The following is a 16,929-nucleotide window of genomic DNA, read 5'->3' as shown; positions in this document are numbered from 1 at the left end:
GACCAGGGCCCCGGCCCGGACCGCACGGTCCGGGCCGGGGCCCTGGTCGTCCTGCCGATAGGCTTGCGGCGGGCCGCTGAAGTGCGCGGACCCCTTCCCTGCCCACCCCCACGGATCCAGGAGCGGACCATGGACGTTGTGACCCCCGCCGGAGGCGACAGCACCGCGACGGCCCGCACCTGGCCGGACGTACTGAGCTCGCTGCTCGCCGGCCAGGACCTCGGCGCGGACGACACGGCCTGGGCCATGGACCGGATCATGCGGGGCGAGGCCACCGACGCCCAGATCGCCGGTTTCGCGGTCGCGCTGCGGGCCAAGGGCGAGACCGTCTCCGAGATGACTGGTCTGGTGCGGGCCATGTACGAGCACGCCAAAGTGATCGAGGTGCCCGGGGCGACCGTGGACATCGTCGGCACCGGCGGCGACCGCGCCAGGACCGTCAACATCTCGACCATGTCCGCGCTGGTCGTGGCCGGGACCGGCGCGCGGGTCGTCAAGCACGGCAACCGTGCCGCGTCCTCCGCCAGCGGCGCCTCCGACGTACTGGAGAAGCTCGGCGTCAACCTGGACATCAGCCCGCGGCGGGTGGTCGAGGTCGCCGAGGAGGCGGGGATCACCTTCTGCTTCGCGGTGAAGTTCCATCCGTCGCTGCGGCACGTCGCGGCGGCCCGCCGCGAGCTGGGGGTCGCCACCCCGTTCAACTTCCTGGGCCCGCTGACCAACCCGGCACGGGTCACCAGCCAGGCGACCGGGGTGGCCGACGCCCGGATGGCGCCGATCATCGCCGGTGTGCTGGCCGAGCGCGGCTCCTCCGCGCTGGTCATGCGCGGCGACGACGGACTGGACGAGCTGACCGTCACCTCGACCTCCCAGGTGTGGGTGGTCCGGGACGGCGCGGTGCGCCAGGAGACCTTCGACCCCCGGGACGTGGGCATCGCACTGGCCCCCGTGGAGGCCCTGCGCGGCGCGGACGCCTCGTACAACGCCGATGTGGCCCGCCGGCTGCTGGCCGGCGAGAAGGGCCCGGTCCGGGACGCGGTGCTGCTGAACTCCGCGGCGGCGCTCACGGCGCTCGAACCGGGGCCGGAGGGCCGGCCCCTGGCGGAGCGGATCGCGGCGGGGATCGAGCGGGCCGCCGAGTCGATCGACTCCGGCGCGGCGCGTGACGCCCTGGAGCGGTGGGTGCGGGCCACCAACGCCTGAGCGGACCCCTCGCGACGCCCCTGCCCTGTCCGGGATACGGACAGGGCAGGGGCGTCGCCGTCCGGCATGGCATACTCCTGACCAGGTCACGAGCGACAGCGACTACGGCCCCGGCCCGCTGTCCGGCAACCCTCCGTCCGTGGCGGGGTGCCCCGGGTGATGACCAGGCCGCCTGGCAGCGAGGCCGGTGGCAAGCGCGGACCCCTCGCACTAGGGGTCCTGGTGGTCGAGGGAGTTCTTCCGTGATGCAGCGAATGCGCTAGGCCTGTCCGACGATCTTCGCGTCCGTGACATCGGCGGCTGAGGCCGCGGGGCCCGCGGTGTCGGGCACAGCAGGCACCTCCCGGCGGTGGCCGGGGGAGCGTCGCAGGGCGTAGGGCCGTTCCCCGCAGGAGGTCCGCGGGGCGATCCCGACGACGCGGCGAGGCCGGTGCCGGGCGCCACGGGCCCGCGAAGATCCGCCGGACAGGCCCTGGGGGCCGAACGGCCCCGTTCCGCCATCCACGTCCGGCTCGCGGTGCCGCCGCGCGCCGAGCGACTTTCCGCGCCCCGACGGCCGGTCCACGGCCGATTCCGTGCGCGTCACGCATTCACGCCATTCCACCCTCCGGGAGACTCCGCCATGTCCGCGCGCCCTTCTGCCCTCGACTCCGCCGACTCCGCCGCAGATTCCCCCGCCGCCTGCGAGCCGCTGCCCGTGCTGGGCAGCGATGTACTGGTGCCCCTGGTCACCGGCGGCGAGGTGACCTACGCGGCGCTGGACTACGCCGCCAGCGCGCCCGCCCTGCGGCGGGTGTGGGACGACATCGCCGCCTACGCGCCCTACTACGGCAGCGTGCACCGCGGGGCGGGCTACCTCTCGCAGCTGTCCACCGACCTGTTCGAGAACAGCCGTAAGGACGTCGCCGCCTTCCTCGGCTGCCGCGAGGACGACCAGGTCGTCTTCACCCGCTCCACCACCGATTCGCTCAACCTGCTGGCCGCCGTGGCGCCGCGGGGCACCGAGGTCTTCGTCTTCGAGACCGAGCACCACGCCTCGCTGCTGCCCTGGGAGCAGCGGGAGGACGTCACCGTCCGCTACCTGAGCGCCCCGCGCTCCCCGCGGCAGGCGGTGCGGACCCTTCAGACGGCGCTCGCGGGGCGCGGCGAGGGCCCGGCGCTGGTCTGCGTGACCGGTGCGTCCAATGTGACCGGTGAGCTGTGGCCGGTGCGGGAGCTGGCCGCGGCGGCGCACGCCCACGGCGCCCGTATCGTGCTGGACGCCGCGCAGCTGGCCCCGCACCACCCCGTGGACATCGCGGCGGCGGACGTGGACTGGGTGGCCTTCTCCGGGCACAAGCTGTACGCGCCCTTCGGGGCCGGTGTGCTGGCCGGACGGGCCGACTGGCTGCGCGCGGCCCGGCCGTATCTGGCGGGCGGCGGTGCCAGCCGTAAGGTGACCCGCCGGGACGACGGCGGCGTCGACGTCGAGTGGCACACCACCGCCGCCCGGCACGAGGCGGGCTCGCCGAACGTCATCGGCGTCTACGCCATCGCGTCCGCCTGCAAGGCGCTGACCGAGGCCGGTTTCGAGGGCCTCGTCGCCCGGGAGCGGCAGCTGATCGCCACGGTGCGGGAGGGGCTGGCCGAGGTGCCCGAGGTGCGGGTGCTGTCGCTGTTCGGCGACGACGCGCCCCGGGTCGGGGTGCTCTCGTTCGTGGTGGACGGCTGGAACAGCTCCCACTTCGCGGCGGCGCTCTCCGCGGAGTACGGCATCGGCGTCCGCGACGGGCTGTTCTGCGCGCATCCGCTGGTCCGCACCCTGCTGGACAGCGAGCCCGACGAGCCGGGCGAATGCGGTGCGCCCGAGGCGGCGCCGGGGGAGCGGTCGCTGAACGCGATCCGGGTCAGCTTCGGGGCGGGCACCCCGGACGAGCACGTGGAGCGGTTCGTCCGCGCGGTGAAGGAGCTGGTGCGCGACGGCGCCCGGTGGAGCTACCGCACCGAGAACGGCCGCTGCGTCCCGGACCGCGGCTGAGCCCCGGGCGGGCGCCGACGAGGAGGGCGGGGCCCGGCTGTCCGGGCCCCGGGCGGGCGCCGGGCAGGCCCCGGGGCCGGGCCCGCGCGGACGCCCCGGGCCGTCATATGAGCGCGGGACTTCCCCGCCCGCCGGGCCGGGAAGGGCGCTCCCTTTGTTCTGCGGGTCTGTTCTGCGGGTTCCGACAGGCCCTAGCTGTCCAGGCCGATGGCGAACGCCGCCTCCAGGTCGTGCTGCGAGTACGTCCGGAAGGCGATGTGCGTCTCCGTCGAGGCCACCCCCGGCACCTTGCTGATCTGGCCCGGGATGATGTCCGCGAGGTCGTCGTGCCGGGCCACCCGCACCATCGCGATCAGATCGTGCGCGCCGGTGACCGAGTAGACCTCGCTCACACCCTCCAGCGCGGCGATCTTCTCGGCGATCTCCGGGATCCGGTCCACGCTGGTCTTGATGAGCACGATCGAAGTGATCACGGCTGGCTTTCTCCCTCGCTGGGCCTGGCTGCGCCGCCCACTCTACGCGTCCGCCCGAACCGGGCCCACGCGTAGAGGAAGCCGAGCGCGAAGCCCACGAGATGGGCGAGATAGGCGACCCCGGGGCGGTCGTCGGCCTCCCGGGCGGCCAGCCACTGGAGGGCCACCCAGAAGATCAGCACCGCCCAGGCCGGGAAGCGCAGCGGGAGGAAGAACAGGAACGGAAAGAGGCTGGTCACCCGGGCCCGGGGAAACAGCCACAGAAAGGCGCCGAGCACCCCGGAAATGGCCCCGGAGGCGCCCACCAGGGTCTGGGTGGAGTCGGCGTGCGCGGCGGCGTAGCCGAGCAGCGCCAGATAGCCCGTGACGAGGTAGAAGAGAGCGAACTGGACCCGGCCCATCCGCTCCTCGGTCATCGCGCCGAAGACGTAGAGAAACAGCATGTTGCCGAGCAGATGCAGCCAGTTTCCGTGCACGAACAGGGCGGTCAGCGGGGCGAGCGGCTGATCGCGGGCGCCGCTCCACAGGGCGCTGGGCACCACTCCCCAGCGCTCGAAGTACGCGGACTGAGCCGCCACCAGCTCGCCGCCCGAGCCGTAGCGGGGGTTGAGCCCCGAGGCCGGTCCGAGGACGAAGATCAGGCAGCAGCTGACGATCAGGCCGTACGTCATCAAGGGGCGGCCGTGCCCCGCCGACGTCTCGATCATGGTCAGATCATTGCGTACCGGACACAACCTCCACAGAGTGCCTCGCCGCGCTTGCGCCGGGACGCGGGGGGCGGTACGGGCCCGGCACGGGCCAGGGCTCAGGCCGTAGGGTTACAGGACGCCGCCGACAAGCCGAGAGACGAGGACCCGCGATCATGGCCGTTCCCCTGCCGACCGACCGGACCCGCTGGCGTTGCACGCTGTGCGGCAACCTCACCCGATTCGATGTGACCCGCTCGACCAGGGCCGTGGAGTATGTGCATCTCGACCTGGCCGGGGAACCCAGAGTCGAGGAACGTGAGGTGCTCAGTGAGAGCATTGAGTCAGTGCGCTGCCGCTGGTGCAACGCGGTCGATCAGATCGAGCTGGTGGACCGTCCGAGCGCCGGCGCGAGCGCCTGAGAAACGGAGCGATGACAGGTGGTGGAGCGGACCGGCGTCCCCGGGGCGGCCGGTGACGCGGAGGGTGTCACCGAGGCGCTGGACCGCCCCCTGCCGGAAGGGGTGCGGCGGCGCGTGGTGGCGCTGGTCGCGGATGCCTTCGGTGGCCTGACGGTCACCGAGCTGCCCACCCAGTTGCGGCAGTACGCCCGTTTCACCCCGACCCGCCGTGCCAAGTTCGCGGGCAACGCGATGGCCGCGGCGGTGGAGAGCGACCCCCTCTTCCGGCAGCGGATCGCGGGACGGCTGCGGGAGACCCAGCCCGAGCTGGCCGAGGCGATCGAGGGCGGCTCACCGCCCGCGGCGGCCGATCCGGCGGATGTCGCGGCGGTGGCGTACGTGCTGCGCCCGGCGGGCTGGGTCAAGCTGGTCGAGGCGGCGGGCGAGGAGGCGCAGCGGGCCTCCGCCGAACGGGCCGGTGAGGAGGCGGCGCGCGAGCTGCAGCGGCTGCGCGACGAACTCGCCGAGGCCAGGACGGCCACCCGCCATGAGTCGGAGCGGGCGCGTGCCGAGCTGGAGGCGGCCCGCAAGGAGAACGACGCGCTCCAGCGCAAGCTGCGCAGCGCGCAGAGCGACGTGAAGCGGGGCGCGGCCGCGCTGCGCAAGGCCGAGGCGGAGCTGGAGTCCGTACGGTCGGAGGCGGCGGCGCGTCAGGCGACCGCGGAGAGCGAGGCGCGGCGGCTGCGGGCCCGGCTCGCGGAGGCGGAATCGGCGCTGGAGGCCAGCCGGCGGGCGGTGCGCGAGGGGCGCAGCGTGGAGGACATGCGGCTGCGGCTGCTGCTGGACACGGTGCTGGACGCGGCGCAGGGGCTGCGGCGCGAACTGGCCCTGCCGCCCGCGTCGATGCGCCCGGCGGACACGGTGGCCGCCGTGGAGCCGGGGAAGATGACACCGAAGGACATAGCGACCCGGGCGCTGTCGGAGACGGACCCGGCGCTGCTGGACCAGCTGCTCGCGCTGCCGCAGGCGCATCTGGTGGTGGACGGCTACAACGTCACCAAGACCGGCTATCCCACGATCCCGTTGGAGAAGCAGCGGCTGCGGCTGCTGGGCGGGCTGGCGGTGCTCGCGGCCCAGACGGGCGCGGAGATGACCTGTGTCTTCGACGGGGCGGAGCTGGCCGCGCCGGTGCTGCTCGCGCCGCCGCGCGGGGTGCGGGTGCTGTTCAGCAAGCCGGGCGTGACGGCGGACGAGCTGATCCGACAGCTGGTGCGGGCGGAGCCGCCGGGCCGGCCGGTGGTGGTGGTGTCCACCGACCGCGAGGTGGCCGACGGGGTGGCACGCGCCGGAGCGCGCCCGGTGGCATCCGCGTTGCTGCTGAAGCGACTTGCCCGCACCTGAAGGCCCGCGCCGGGGGCCGTACCCGGGGCCGGTACTGAGACCCGCGCCCGTGGCCCGCAGCCCGTGCCTGGGCCCGTGCCCAAGGCCCGTTCTGAGACCTGTGCCCGGGGCCCGCAGCCCGTGGCCCGTACCTGGGCCCGTGCCCAGGGCCCGTTCTGAGGCCCGTGTCTGAGGCCCGTGCTGAGGCCCGCGCCCGTGGCCCGCAGTTCGTGATCTGTGCCCGGGGCCCGCAGCCCGTGGCCCGCGCCCGGGGCCCGCGCCCGGGGCCCGTACCTGAGATCCGTGCCCGAAACCTGCGGCCGCGGCCCGCGCCCCGGTTCCCGCGCCCCGCGCCCCGATTCCCGCGGCCCGCGCCCCGTGCCCGGCGGCCCGGGGCCGAAGCCGGTGCCCGGGATCTGCTGGAGCTGAGGCCCGTTCCGGTGACGGTGCCTGAAGCCCTGCCCGAACCCCCTTACGTCTCCTGACACCTGACATGCCGTTAGGGCGCCCCGTGCCCGAATGACGTCAGAAGTCGGCCCTGGACCGCTTCCGATGTCTGCGGAGCGTCAATTGGTCATCACTGCCCGTATGGCGTTTGTAAAAGATGCCCTCCCGGAGCGACTTTTTTGCCGTCGGGATTTGAACGGATCACGGCGAGGTCACTATGGTCAGCTCGAACCTTCGCGCGGTTGATCACCCATCCGGGGTGACAGCGGAGGTACCGCCGAGTCCGCGCACTGTCGCGGAGCCGGGGCTTCACAACCCCACAACTCCCGGTAGGCGGCTGGAGGAAGAAGGAGCTCGCCTTCGTGGCGTCCCACCGTCGACCCAAGCAGCCGAGCCGCACTCGGGTAACCGTCCTCACCGCGACCGCGGCCGCTGCCGTCGCCCTCACGTCTCAGGCCGCCCAGGCCGCTCCGAAGCAGGACAAGAAGGACGTCAAGGAGCAGGTCGACAAGCTCTACGAAGAGGCGGAGCAGGCGACCGAGAAGTACAACGGCGCCAAGGAGAAGCAGCAGAAGCTGGAGAAGCAGGTCGGCGAGCTGCAGGACAAGGTGGCGCGCGGCCAGGAGGAGCTGAACAAGCTGCGCAACGGCCTGGGCGCGATGGCCACCGCCCAGTACCGTTCCGGCGGTATCGACCCCTCGGTGCAGCTGCTTCTCTCCTCCGACCCGGACACCTACCTCGAGAAGGCGTCCACCCTCAACCAGCTGAGCGGCAAGCAGGCCGAGTCGCTGCGGAAGATCGCCGACAAGCAGCGCACGCTCAAGCAGCAGCGCCAGGAGGCGTCCACCAAGCTGCAGGACCTCGCGGACACCCGTAAGGCGCTCGGCAAGAAGAAGGACGAGATCCAGGGCAAGCTCACCAAGGCCCGGAACCTTCTCAACACCCTCACCGCCAAGGAGCGCGCTCAGCTCGCGGCCAAGGAGCAGGAGCGTGCCAACCGCTCCAGCAGCCGTGTCGACCTGGGCAACGAGGTGCCCGAGTCGGGGCGTGCCGCCGCCGCGCTGGCCGCCGCCAAGACGAAGATCGGCACCCCCTACGTGTGGGGCGCGACCGGTCCCTCCTCCTTCGACTGCTCCGGCCTCACCGGCTGGGCGTACCAGCAGGCAGGTGTGCAGCTGCCGCGCATCTCGCAGGACCAGGCCAACGCCGGTACCCGCATCGGCCGCGGCGAGCTCAAGCCGGGCGACCTGGTGCTCTTCTACGGCGATCTGCACCACATAGGTCTCTACGCGGGCAACGGCCAGGTGCTGCACGCGCCCAAGCCCGGTGCCAACGTGCGGTACGAGTCCATGGACAACATGCCGTTCCAGTTCGGCGTCCGGGTCTGACCCGGAGCCGGAATCAGCGGTCCCGCACCGCTGGAGGACCGTCCTTTCGGGCGAATCTCCCACCCGCTCGCTGAGCCCCCGCCCCGTCGATGACCTGCGTCGTCGGCGGGGTGTCAGGCTGCCCGCACCGGAACGCCGTTGGACCGTGTCCAGCCCCCCGGCTACTGTCTGCCCGCAGTTCCCGCCCGGCACTGCGGAAAGGAGTGCGGCTTCCCATGGCGTCCTGTCGCCGTCGCGTCGTGAATCCCGGGTCCGGCCGGGCCATCGTCAAGGCCGCCGCCTCGGCGGCCGTAGTGGCCTCCGCCGCCGCACTGTCCGCGGTGGCGGCCGGCGCCGAACCGAGTGACCCGGCAGCCCGCCCCTCCGCCCGGTCCGTCGGCGAGCGGATCGTCACGCTCTACGCCCAGGCGGAGCGGGCCACCGAGCGCTACAACGCGGCCCGGACGCGCGCCCAGGGCCTGCACCGCCAGGTCGACCGGATCCAGGACCGGGTCGCCCGCGGCCAGGGGCGGGTCAACCGGATGCGGGCGGCGCTCGGTGCCCTCGCCGGCGGGCAGTACCGCACCGGCGGGATCGACCCGGGCCTCGCCCTGATCCTCTCCGGGGACCCGGCCCAGTACCTCGACCGGGCCGCCACCCTGCAGCGGATCACCAGCCGCCAGGCCGCGCAGCTGCGGGTGCTCCAGGACGCCCAGCGGTCGCTGCGGCAGGAGCGGGCGGAGGCCGCGGCGAAGCTGGTGAAGCTGGAGGACAGCCGCCGGGCCGTGGCGCGTCACAAGAGGGCCGTCCAGCACCGGCTGGCCACCGCGCGGCGGCTGGTGAACGCGCTGCCGCCGGGAGAGTGGGAGACCTACGTACGCCGCGCCTCACGGGCGGGCGGACGGGAGTCCGGCGCCCTCGCCGGCGGGCTGCCGGACTCCCTCTCCGGCCCCCGCACTGGTTTCGAGCCCGGTTCCGGTTCCAATTCCGGTTCCAGTTCCGGTTTCGGTTCCGGTTTTGATCCCGGTCCGGGTTCCGGCCCCGGCGCGCGTCCTGGCGCCCGCACCGGCGGACCGCCTCCCGTGCCGTCCTCGGGGCGGGCCGCCACGGCCCTCGGCGCGGCACGGGCGGCCGTCGGGCTGCCGTACGCGTGGGGCCAGGCCGGCCCCACCGCCTTCGACTGCTCCGGGCTGACCCAATGGGCGTACGCCCGCGCCGGGGTGGCCATTCCGCGCACCTCACAGGCTCAGGCGCAGGCCGGGCAGCCGGTGCCGCTGTCCCAGGCCCGCCTCGGCGACCTGGTGGTCTACCGCTCCGACGCCAGCCACGTCGCCATCTACGCGGGCAACGGCCAGGTGATCCACGCCCCTTACCCCGGGGCGCGGGTCCGCTACGATCCCGTCGGCATGTTGCCGATCTCGTCCATCACACGCGTCTGAAGCCGGCGTGCGGGCTCGTACGATCTAAGACGTGGCGGGTCGGTGGAGATCGGGCGGATGGCGGGCGCTGCTGTGCCTGCCGCTGGTGGGCGCGTGCACCGTGACCGCGCTGAACGGCTGTGGCCCCGTCCCCGCGCCCGACGACCCCGAGGGGCGCGACGGGCGGGCCGTGCAGCGCATGCTCGACCGGCGGGCCGCGGCGGTCCGGGGCCGGGACGCGGAGGCGTTCCTCGCCACCGTCGACCGCGGCTCCGCCGGCTACCGGGCCGAGCAGCGGCGGGTGTTCCGGCAGATGTCCGCCGTACCGCTGCGCTCGTGGACCTACCGACTGGTGCGCACCGGCGGTTTCCAGCCCGCCCGGGTCGCCGGCCGCCGCCTGGCCGCCCAGGTCGAACTCCGCTACCGGCTCCAGGGATACGACACCGCGCCGGTCGTCTCCGCCCAGTACCTGACCCTCGCCGAGCGCGGCGGGCGGTGGTACGTCGCCTCCGACGACGGGGTGGTGGACGGCAAGCGCGGTATCGAACAGCTCTGGGACCAGGGCACGGTCGACGTCGTCCGCGGTGCCCACAGCCTCGTCCTCGGCGTCGGCCAGGACCGGCGGCTGCTGCGCGCCGTCGCCGACACCGCGGACCGGGCGGTGCCCGCCCTGGACCGGGTCTGGCCGCACGAGTGGGCCGGACGCGTCGTGGTCGAGGTCCCCGCCTCGCTGGACCGGATGGCCGCCCTGCTCGGCGCCTCCGCGGACGGCTACCGCGGGATCGCGGCCGTCACCACCGGCGAGGTCGGCGGGACCGGGGACGAGGCCCCGGCCGACCGGGTGATCGTCAACCCCGAGGCGTACCAGGTCCTCGGCGACTTCGGCCGACGCGTCGTGGTCACCCACGAGACGGCCCACGTCGCCACCCGCGCCGTCACCACCCCCGCCACCCCGCTCTGGCTCTCCGAGGGCTTCGCCGACTGGGTGGGCTACCGCACCCCGGGCCGCACCCCGCGCCAAGTCGCCCCGGAACTCGCCGAGGCCGTCGCCGCCGGACGGCTTCCCGCCGCGCTCCCGCGCGACGACGACTTCCGCTTCGGCAGCGATCCCGACAGCCTCTCCCGCGCCTATGAACAGGGCTGGCTCGCCTGCCGCCTGATCGCGGACCGGTGGGGCGAGAAGAAGCTGGTCGCGTTCTACCGCACGGTGGGCAGGGCGCCCGAGCGTTCGGGCGCGGTGGAGTCGGCGCTGGCGAAGGTGGTGGGGGTGAGCCTGACGGAGTTCACGGCGCTGTGGCGGAAGTACGTGGCGAGCGAGCTGGGCTGAGCGCCGCCCGCGTCCGGGTCGGGTGTCGTGGTGCGGAATCGCGTCTTCGGGGTGTGGGTCGGGTGTCGTGGTGCGGGACCGCGTCTTCGGGGTGTGGGTCGGGTGTCGTGGTGCGGAACCACGCCACCGCACCTGGGCCGGATGCCGTGGTGCGGGACCGCGTCTCCGCGTCCGGGCCGGGCGCCGTGGTGCGGAACCACGCCACCGCACCTGGGCCGGATGCCGTGGTGCGGGACCGCGCCGCCCGCACCCGGGTCGCACGCCGCGGTGCGGGACCGCGCCACCGCACCCGGTACTGTCGGCCACGATGGACAAGACCCTGCTGGTGACCAACGACTTTCCGCCGCGCCCCGGCGGCATCCAGGCGTTCCTGCACAACATCGCGCTGCGCCTGGACCCGGACCGGATCGTCGTCTACGCGTCCACCTGGAAGCGCGGACCGGAGGGCGCCGAGGCCACCGCCCGCTTCGACGCCGAGCAGCCCTACCAGGTCGTACGGGACCGGACCACCATGCTGCTGCCCACCCCGCGCGTCACCCGCCGCGCGACCGCGCTGCTGCGTGAGCACGGCTGCACCTCGGTGTGGTTCGGTGCCGCCGCGCCGCTGGGGCTGATGGCCCCCACGCTGCGCGAGGCGGGGGCGCGGCGGGTGGTGGCCACCACGCACGGCCACGAGGCGGCCTGGGCGCAGCTGCCCGCCGCACGGCGGCTGCTGCGGCGGATCGGCGGGGCCACGGACACCCTCACCTATCTCGGTGAGTACACCCGCTCCCGCATCGCCTCGGCGCTCGACCCCGGGGCCGCCGCCCGGATGGTCCAACTCCCGCCCGGTGTGGACGAGAAGACCTTCCACCCCGGTTCGGGCGGCGATGAGGTCCGGGCCCGGCTGGGCCTGGCCGGGCGGCCGGTCGTGGTCTGCGTCTCCCGGCTGGTGCCGCGCAAGGGGCAGGACACGCTGATCCGGGCCATGCCGGGGATCCTGCGGCGGGTGCCGGACGCCGTGCTGCTGATCGTCGGCGGCGGGCCGTACGCGAAGGATCTGCACCGGCTCGCGGAGACCACGGGAGTGGCCGATTCCGTACGGTTCACCGGCCCCGTCCCCTGGGAGGAGCTGCCCGCCCACTACGGCGCGGGCGACGTCTTCGCCATGCCCTGCCGCACCCGCCGCGGCGGGCTGGACGTCGAGGGCCTGGGCATCGTCTATCTGGAGGCGTCCGCCACCGGTCTGCCGGTCGTCGCCGGGGACTCGGGCGGCGCGCCGGACGCGGTGCTGGACGGGGAGACGGGCTGGGTCGTGCCGGGCGGCTCCGCCGAGCAGTGCGCGGAGCGGGTCGTGACGCTCCTGCAGGACGCGGAGCTGCGCCGCCGCATGGGCGAACGGGGCCGTGCCTGGGTGGAGGAGCGCTGGCGCTGGGACCTGCTGGCCGACCGCCTGACGTCGCTGCTGTGACGGATCGGGCCCGGGGGCCCTGCCCTGGCGATGGACCGGGCCCGGGGGCCCTGCCCTGGCGATGGACCGGGCCCGGCGGCCCCGCCCCGGCCCCGCCCGCCGTCAGCCGTGGTAGATGGCCTCGATCTCGGACGCGAAGTCCTTGGCCACCACATTCCGCTTGAGCTTCAGCGACGGGGTCACATGCCCGGAGTCCTCCGTGAACTGCGTGGCCAGGATCCGGAACTTGCGCACCGACTCCGCCTTGGACACCGCCGCGTTGCCGTCGTCCACCGCCCGCTGGATCTCGGCCAGCAGCTCCGGGTCCTCCCGCAGCTCGGCCACCGTGACGCCGTCCGGCTTGCCGTGCTCGGCCGCCCAGCGCGGCAGGAACTCCTCGTCCACCGTGATCAGCGCGCCCACGAAGGGGCGGCCGTCGCCGACGACCATGCACTCGGCGACCAGGGCGTGGGCGCGGATCCGGTCCTCGATCACCGCCGGGGCGACGTTCTTGCCGCCTGCGGTGATGATGATCTCCTTCTTCCGGCCGGTGATGGTGAGGTAGCCGTCCTCGTCGAGCGTGCCCACGTCCCCGGTGTGGAACCAGCCGTCCGACAGGACGTCCGCGGTGGCCGCCGGGTTGTTCCAGTACTCGGTGAAGAGGTGTTCACCGTGCAGCAGCACCTCGCCGTCGTCGGCGATGCGCACCACCGTCCCCGGCATCGGCTGGCCTACTGAGCCGATCTTCTGCCGGTCCCAGGGGTTGAAGGTGGTCGCCGCGCAGGACTCGGTCAGGCCGTACCCCTCCAGGACCGTGAAGCCGATGCCCCGGTAGAAGTGGCCCAGCCGCGCGCCCAGCGGCGCTCCGCCGGAGATGGCGTGGGTGGCCCGGCCGCCCAGCGCGGCCCGCAGCTTGCCGTAGACCAGCCGGTCGAAGACCTTGTGCTTGAACCGGAGCCCGAAGGACGGTCCGCCCGGGGTGTCCAGCGCCTTGCTGTACGCGATGGCGGTGTCGGCCGCCTTGTCGAAGATCTTGCCCTTGCCCTCGGCCTGGGCCTTCGCCCGCGCCGCGTTGAAGACCTTCTCGAAGACGCGCGGCACGCCCAGCACCAATGTCGGCCGGAACGCGGCGAGTTCCTCGGTCAGGAACTTCACGTCCGGTACGTGGCCGAGCTTGATCGGCGCCAGCACCGCCGCGATCTCCACCAGCCGCCCGAAGACGTGCGCCTCGGGGAGGAACAGCAGCACCGACGACTCACCGGTGCTGAAGATCGGTTTGAGCCGGGCCACCGCGTTGCCGCATTCGGCGAAGAAGCTGCGGTGCGAGAGCACACAGCCCTTGGGACGGCCGGTGGTGCCCGAGGTGTAGACGATGGTGGCGGGGGAGTCGGCGGTGGCGATCGACGAGCGCTCCTCCACCTTCTCGTCGGGCACGTCCGCGCCCAGTTTCCGCAGCGTGCCGAGGGCGTCGCCGTCGATCCGCCACACGTTCTCCAGGGCGGGCAGGGTGTCCCGCACGGCCTCGACGGCGGCCTCGTGGGCCGCGGTCTCGACCAGCGCGGCCACCGCGCCCGAATCGCTGAGGATCCACTGCACCTGCTCGGCTGAACTCGTCTCGTACACCGGCACGGTGACCCCGCCCGCGCTCCAGATGGCGAAGTCCAGCAGCGTCCACTCGTAGCGGGTGCGTGACATCAGGCCGACCCGGTCGCCCGGTTCCACCCCGGCCGCGATCAGTCCCTTGGCCGCGGCGCGCACCTCGGCCAGGAACTCGGTCGCGGTCACGTCCTCCCACCGGTCCCCGACCTTGCGGCCGACGACGGCGACATCGGGGTGCTGTGCGGCATTGCGGCGGATGAGATCCGTCAGATTGCCGTCGGACGGAACCTCGTACAGGGCCGGAAGGCTGAACTCGCGCAAGACTGCTGCTCCTCGTGGGGCGCCGGCGCCGCTGCAGGGCATGGGGGGTGGTGGACGGCCCGGACGTTACCCATCGGTACGCTTCCGGGATAGGGGTTTCTGCCCAGATGTTTGATGCGTCACACACCGCCTTCGTGCTGCCCGCAGACTAGTCGACGGAAGCCGCGACCGTGGAGGAACCGCAGGTAGACGCGGGGCGGCACCGGCAGAACACCTTACGGGCGCGGGTCCTTACGTCTTAGGGTGACACGCATGCGAGTCCACGTGGTGAGTGACGTGCACGGCAACAGTGAGGACCTCAAGAAGGCGGGTGACGGCGCGGATGCCCTGATCTGCCTCGGCGACCTCGTCCTCTTCCTCGACTACGCGGATCACTCACGTGGCATCTTCCCCGATCTCTTCGGGGTGGAGAACGCCGACCGCCTGGTCGAGCTGCGCACCGCCCGCCGCTTCGAGGAGGCCCGGGAGCTCGGCAACCGGCTGTGGGCGGGGCTCGACCGCGACGCGGCGATAGAGGCCGGGGTCCGCCGTCAGTACGCCGAGCTCTTCGCGGCGTTCCCCACCCCGACGTACGCCACCTACGGAAATGTCGACATGCCGTCACTGTGGCCGGAGTACGCCCGGCCCGGTACCACCGTCCTCGACGGCGAACGCGTGGAGATCGGCGGGCTGGTCTTCGGCTTCGTGGGCGGCGGGCTGCGCACGCCGATGCGCACCCCCTACGAGATCGACGACGAGACCTACGCGGCGAAGCTCGCCGCGCTCGGCGAGGTGGACGTGATCTGCACCCACATCCCGCCCGAGGTGCCCGATCTCTGCTACGACACCGTCGCCCGCCGTTTCGAACGCGGCAGCGCCGCGCTGCTGGAGGCCATCCACGCGGTCCGGCCCAAGTACGCCCTGTTCGGACACGTCCACCAGCCGCTCGCCCGCCGTATGCGGATCGGCGCCACCGAGTGCGTCAACGTCGGACACTTCGCCTCCTCCGGCACCCCCTGGACCCTGGAGTGGTGACGGGCGCGCGGTAGCCTTCAGCGGCAGAGATCCCATGCGGCGGACCGGTACGGAGGAGCCACGGCGATGGCGGAACACACCAGCTCGAGCATCACGATCGAGGCGGCCCCGGCCGACGTGATGGAGGTGATCGCCGACTTCGACCGTTACCCGGAGTGGTCCGGTGAGGTGAAGGAGGCCGACATCCTCACCAAGGACGACCAGGGCCGCGCCGAACAGGTGCGGATGCTGCTCGACGCCGGCGCGATCAAGGACGACTACACCCTCCGGTACAGCTGGACCGGCCACGACCAGGTCAACTGGTCCCTGGTCAAGTCCCAGATGCTGCGCACCCTCGACGGCTCCTACCGGCTGTCGGCGCTGGACGGCGGCAAGAGCACCGAGGTGACGTACCAGCTCACGGTCGACGTCAAGATCCCCATGCTGGGCATGATCAAGCGCAAGGCCGAGAAGGTCATCATCGACCGGGCGCTCGCGGGCCTGAAGAAGCGCGTCGAGGGCGCCTGACCGGGAACGCTCGCACCGCCGCAGGGACGCGGCGGAGCGGGACTCGGCCGGACCGCGCCGCCGGACGGACCGAGGAACCTGCTGCCAGGCGGACCGAGGGCCCTGCCGCCGGACGGACCGAGGGCCCTGCGGTCAGACGGGCCGAGGACCCTGCCGCCGGACCGGAAGATCCCGGGGCGGTCCGCGGCGCGGGGTACGCTCCGGCCGGTGCGGATCACCCACACCGCACCGCCCCACTGACGCCCCACCCCCAGCCGGAGGCTCCTTCATGCGTACGGTCCTCGTCACCGGTACCGGCGGCGCGGGCCGCACCACCGTGGCCGCCGCGACCGCCCTCGCCGCCGCCCGCGAGGGACAGCGGACCCTGCTGCTCACCGCCGACCCGGACGGCACCCCCGAGGCGCTGCTCGGCATCGGCCCGCTGCGCTCGGCCCCCGGACGGTCGGCGGACCGGCTGCCCTGGTCGGTCCCCGTCGAGCTCGCCCCGGGGCTGTGGGCCGCGCGGGTCGTCACGGACGAGTGGTTCCGCGGTGAGCTGACCGCCTTGCAGGACCGCGGCCACGGGCTGCTCGACATGCTCGGCGCGACCCCGCTGGACGGCGAGGAGCTGACCGCCCCCCCCGGGGTGGAGACCATCGCGCTGCTGCGCGCCCTGCGCGCCGCCCAGACCGCCCCGCCCGGCGCCGGCTGGGACGTCCTGGTCGTCGACATGCCGCCCGCGCCGGACACGGTCGCGCTGCTCGCGCTGCCCGAGCAGCTGCGGCGCTATCTGCGGCGGCTGATGCCCGCCGAGCGGCAGGCGGCCCGTGCGCTGCGGCCGATGCTCGCCCAGCTGGCGGGGGTGCCGATGCCCGCCCAGAAGCTCTACGAGACGGCCGAGCGCTGGGAGCGGGAGCTGGCCGCCGTCCAGGGGGTGATGGAGTCGGAGGCCACGACCGTACGGCTGGTCGTGGACCCCGGGCCGCTCGCCGACCGTGCGCTGCGCACCGCCCGCGCGGGTCTGGCGCTGCACGGCTGCCGGGTGGAGGCGGTCATCGCGAACCGGCTGCTGCCCACCGGGAGCTCCGACCCGTGGCTCGCCGCGCTCTCCGGTCAGCAGCAGGCCGCGCTGAAGGAGCTGTACGAGCAGTGGGCCCCCGCCGTCCCGGTCCTCGAACTGCCGCACCTGGGCCGCGACCCGCACGGCATCGGCGATGCGCAGGGCGGTGGCGATGCGCAGGGCGGTGGTGATCCGCGCGGCGCCGGTGGTCCGCACGGCGGTGGTGATCCGTACGGTGCCGGTGGCCCGCGTCCGGCGGATCCGAGGCCCATGGATCCGCGGGCCGCGGATCCGGGGGCCG

The 16,929-nt window shown here is 73.5% G+C and carries 14 protein-coding genes and 1 riboswitch; of the genes, 11 read left to right on the top strand and 3 right to left on the bottom strand.

Annotated elements, in window-relative coordinates:
• The first annotated feature begins 129 nt into the window (after positions 1-129).
• A complete protein-coding gene (gene trpD / locus AXW62_RS22875) occupies positions 130-1,203 on the top strand; it encodes an anthranilate phosphoribosyltransferase (protein ID WP_060946165.1) in 1,074 nt (357 codons plus the stop codon).
• Positions 1,204-1,287: 84 nt separating this feature from the next.
• Positions 1,288-1,406: riboswitch (SAM riboswitch) on the top strand.
• Between the two features lie 419 nt (positions 1,407-1,825).
• Entirely contained in the window at positions 1,826-3,220 is a 1,395-nt protein-coding gene (locus tag AXW62_RS22865) for an aminotransferase class V-fold PLP-dependent enzyme (RefSeq protein ID WP_060946163.1), read from the top strand.
• A gap of 191 nt (positions 3,221-3,411) precedes the next feature.
• Here the strand turns inward: AXW62_RS22865 and AXW62_RS22860 are convergent, their stop codons facing one another.
• Entirely contained in the window at positions 3,412-3,693 is a 282-nt protein-coding gene (locus AXW62_RS22860) for an Lrp/AsnC ligand binding domain-containing protein (protein WP_030831476.1), read from the bottom strand.
• Positions 3,690-4,400, bottom strand: coding sequence for a rhomboid family intramembrane serine protease (locus AXW62_RS22855; RefSeq protein WP_060946162.1), 711 nt, complete (start codon positions 4,398-4,400; stop codon positions 3,690-3,692). The genes AXW62_RS22860 and AXW62_RS22855 overlap by 4 nt, the downstream gene beginning before the upstream one ends.
• 155 nt (positions 4,401-4,555) lie before the next feature.
• Here AXW62_RS22855 and AXW62_RS22850 point away from each other — a divergent pair, with 155 nt between their 5' ends.
• From AXW62_RS22850 to AXW62_RS22825, 6 genes are all read left to right on the top strand, one after another.
• On the top strand, positions 4,556-4,801 hold the full coding sequence (locus tag AXW62_RS22850) for a hypothetical protein (protein ID WP_030831482.1): 246 nt from the start codon (positions 4,556-4,558) through the stop codon (positions 4,799-4,801).
• A gap of 18 nt (positions 4,802-4,819) precedes the next feature.
• Positions 4,820-6,181 (top strand): NYN domain-containing protein, encoded by a 1,362-nt coding sequence (locus tag AXW62_RS22845; RefSeq protein ID WP_060946161.1) that lies wholly within the window; start codon positions 4,820-4,822, stop codon positions 6,179-6,181.
• Positions 6,182-6,969: 788 nt separating this feature from the next.
• On the top strand, positions 6,970-7,995 hold the full coding sequence (locus AXW62_RS22840) for a C40 family peptidase (protein ID WP_030831488.1): 1,026 nt from the start codon (positions 6,970-6,972) through the stop codon (positions 7,993-7,995).
• Between the two features lie 215 nt (positions 7,996-8,210).
• Positions 8,211-9,413 carry a C40 family peptidase gene (locus AXW62_RS22835; protein WP_060946160.1) on the top strand — a complete coding sequence of 401 codons (1,203 nt, stop codon included), beginning with the start codon at positions 8,211-8,213 and terminating at the stop codon, positions 9,411-9,413.
• A gap of 31 nt (positions 9,414-9,444) precedes the next feature.
• Positions 9,445-10,719 (top strand): hypothetical protein, encoded by a 1,275-nt coding sequence (locus AXW62_RS22830; RefSeq protein WP_370682930.1) that lies wholly within the window; start codon positions 9,445-9,447, stop codon positions 10,717-10,719.
• 307 nt (positions 10,720-11,026) lie between these two features.
• Entirely contained in the window at positions 11,027-12,169 is a 1,143-nt protein-coding gene (locus tag AXW62_RS22825; protein WP_060946159.1) for a glycosyltransferase family 4 protein, read from the top strand.
• Positions 12,170-12,271: 102 nt separating this feature from the next.
• Here AXW62_RS22825 and AXW62_RS22820 read toward each other — a convergent pair whose 3' ends face one another.
• Positions 12,272-14,068, bottom strand: coding sequence for an AMP-dependent synthetase/ligase (locus tag AXW62_RS22820; RefSeq protein ID WP_060946158.1), 1,797 nt, complete (start codon positions 14,066-14,068; stop codon positions 12,272-12,274).
• Positions 14,069-14,320: 252 nt separating this feature from the next.
• Between AXW62_RS22820 and AXW62_RS22815 the strand changes: the two genes are divergently transcribed.
• From AXW62_RS22815 to AXW62_RS22805, 3 genes are all read left to right on the top strand, one after another.
• Positions 14,321-15,082, top strand: coding sequence for a metallophosphoesterase family protein (locus AXW62_RS22815; RefSeq protein WP_060946157.1), 762 nt, complete (start codon positions 14,321-14,323; stop codon positions 15,080-15,082).
• Between the two features lie 66 nt (positions 15,083-15,148).
• The gene (locus AXW62_RS22810; RefSeq protein WP_030831507.1) at positions 15,149-15,589 is read left to right on the top strand and encodes an SRPBCC family protein; all 441 of its coding nucleotides are present in this window, start codon (positions 15,149-15,151) and stop codon (positions 15,587-15,589) included.
• Between the two features lie 268 nt (positions 15,590-15,857).
• Positions 15,858-16,929 (top strand): ArsA family ATPase (locus tag AXW62_RS22805; protein ID WP_060946156.1); only part of this gene is annotated, 1,072 nt, incomplete at its 3' end.

This window comes from Streptomyces hygroscopicus subsp. hygroscopicus (assembly GCF_001553455.1).
Lineage (GTDB): Bacteria > Actinomycetota > Actinomycetes > Streptomycetales > Streptomycetaceae > Streptomyces > Streptomyces hygroscopicus.
The sequence above is the reverse complement of the archived record's forward strand: the minus strand, read 5'-3'. Positions and strand labels throughout refer to the sequence as shown.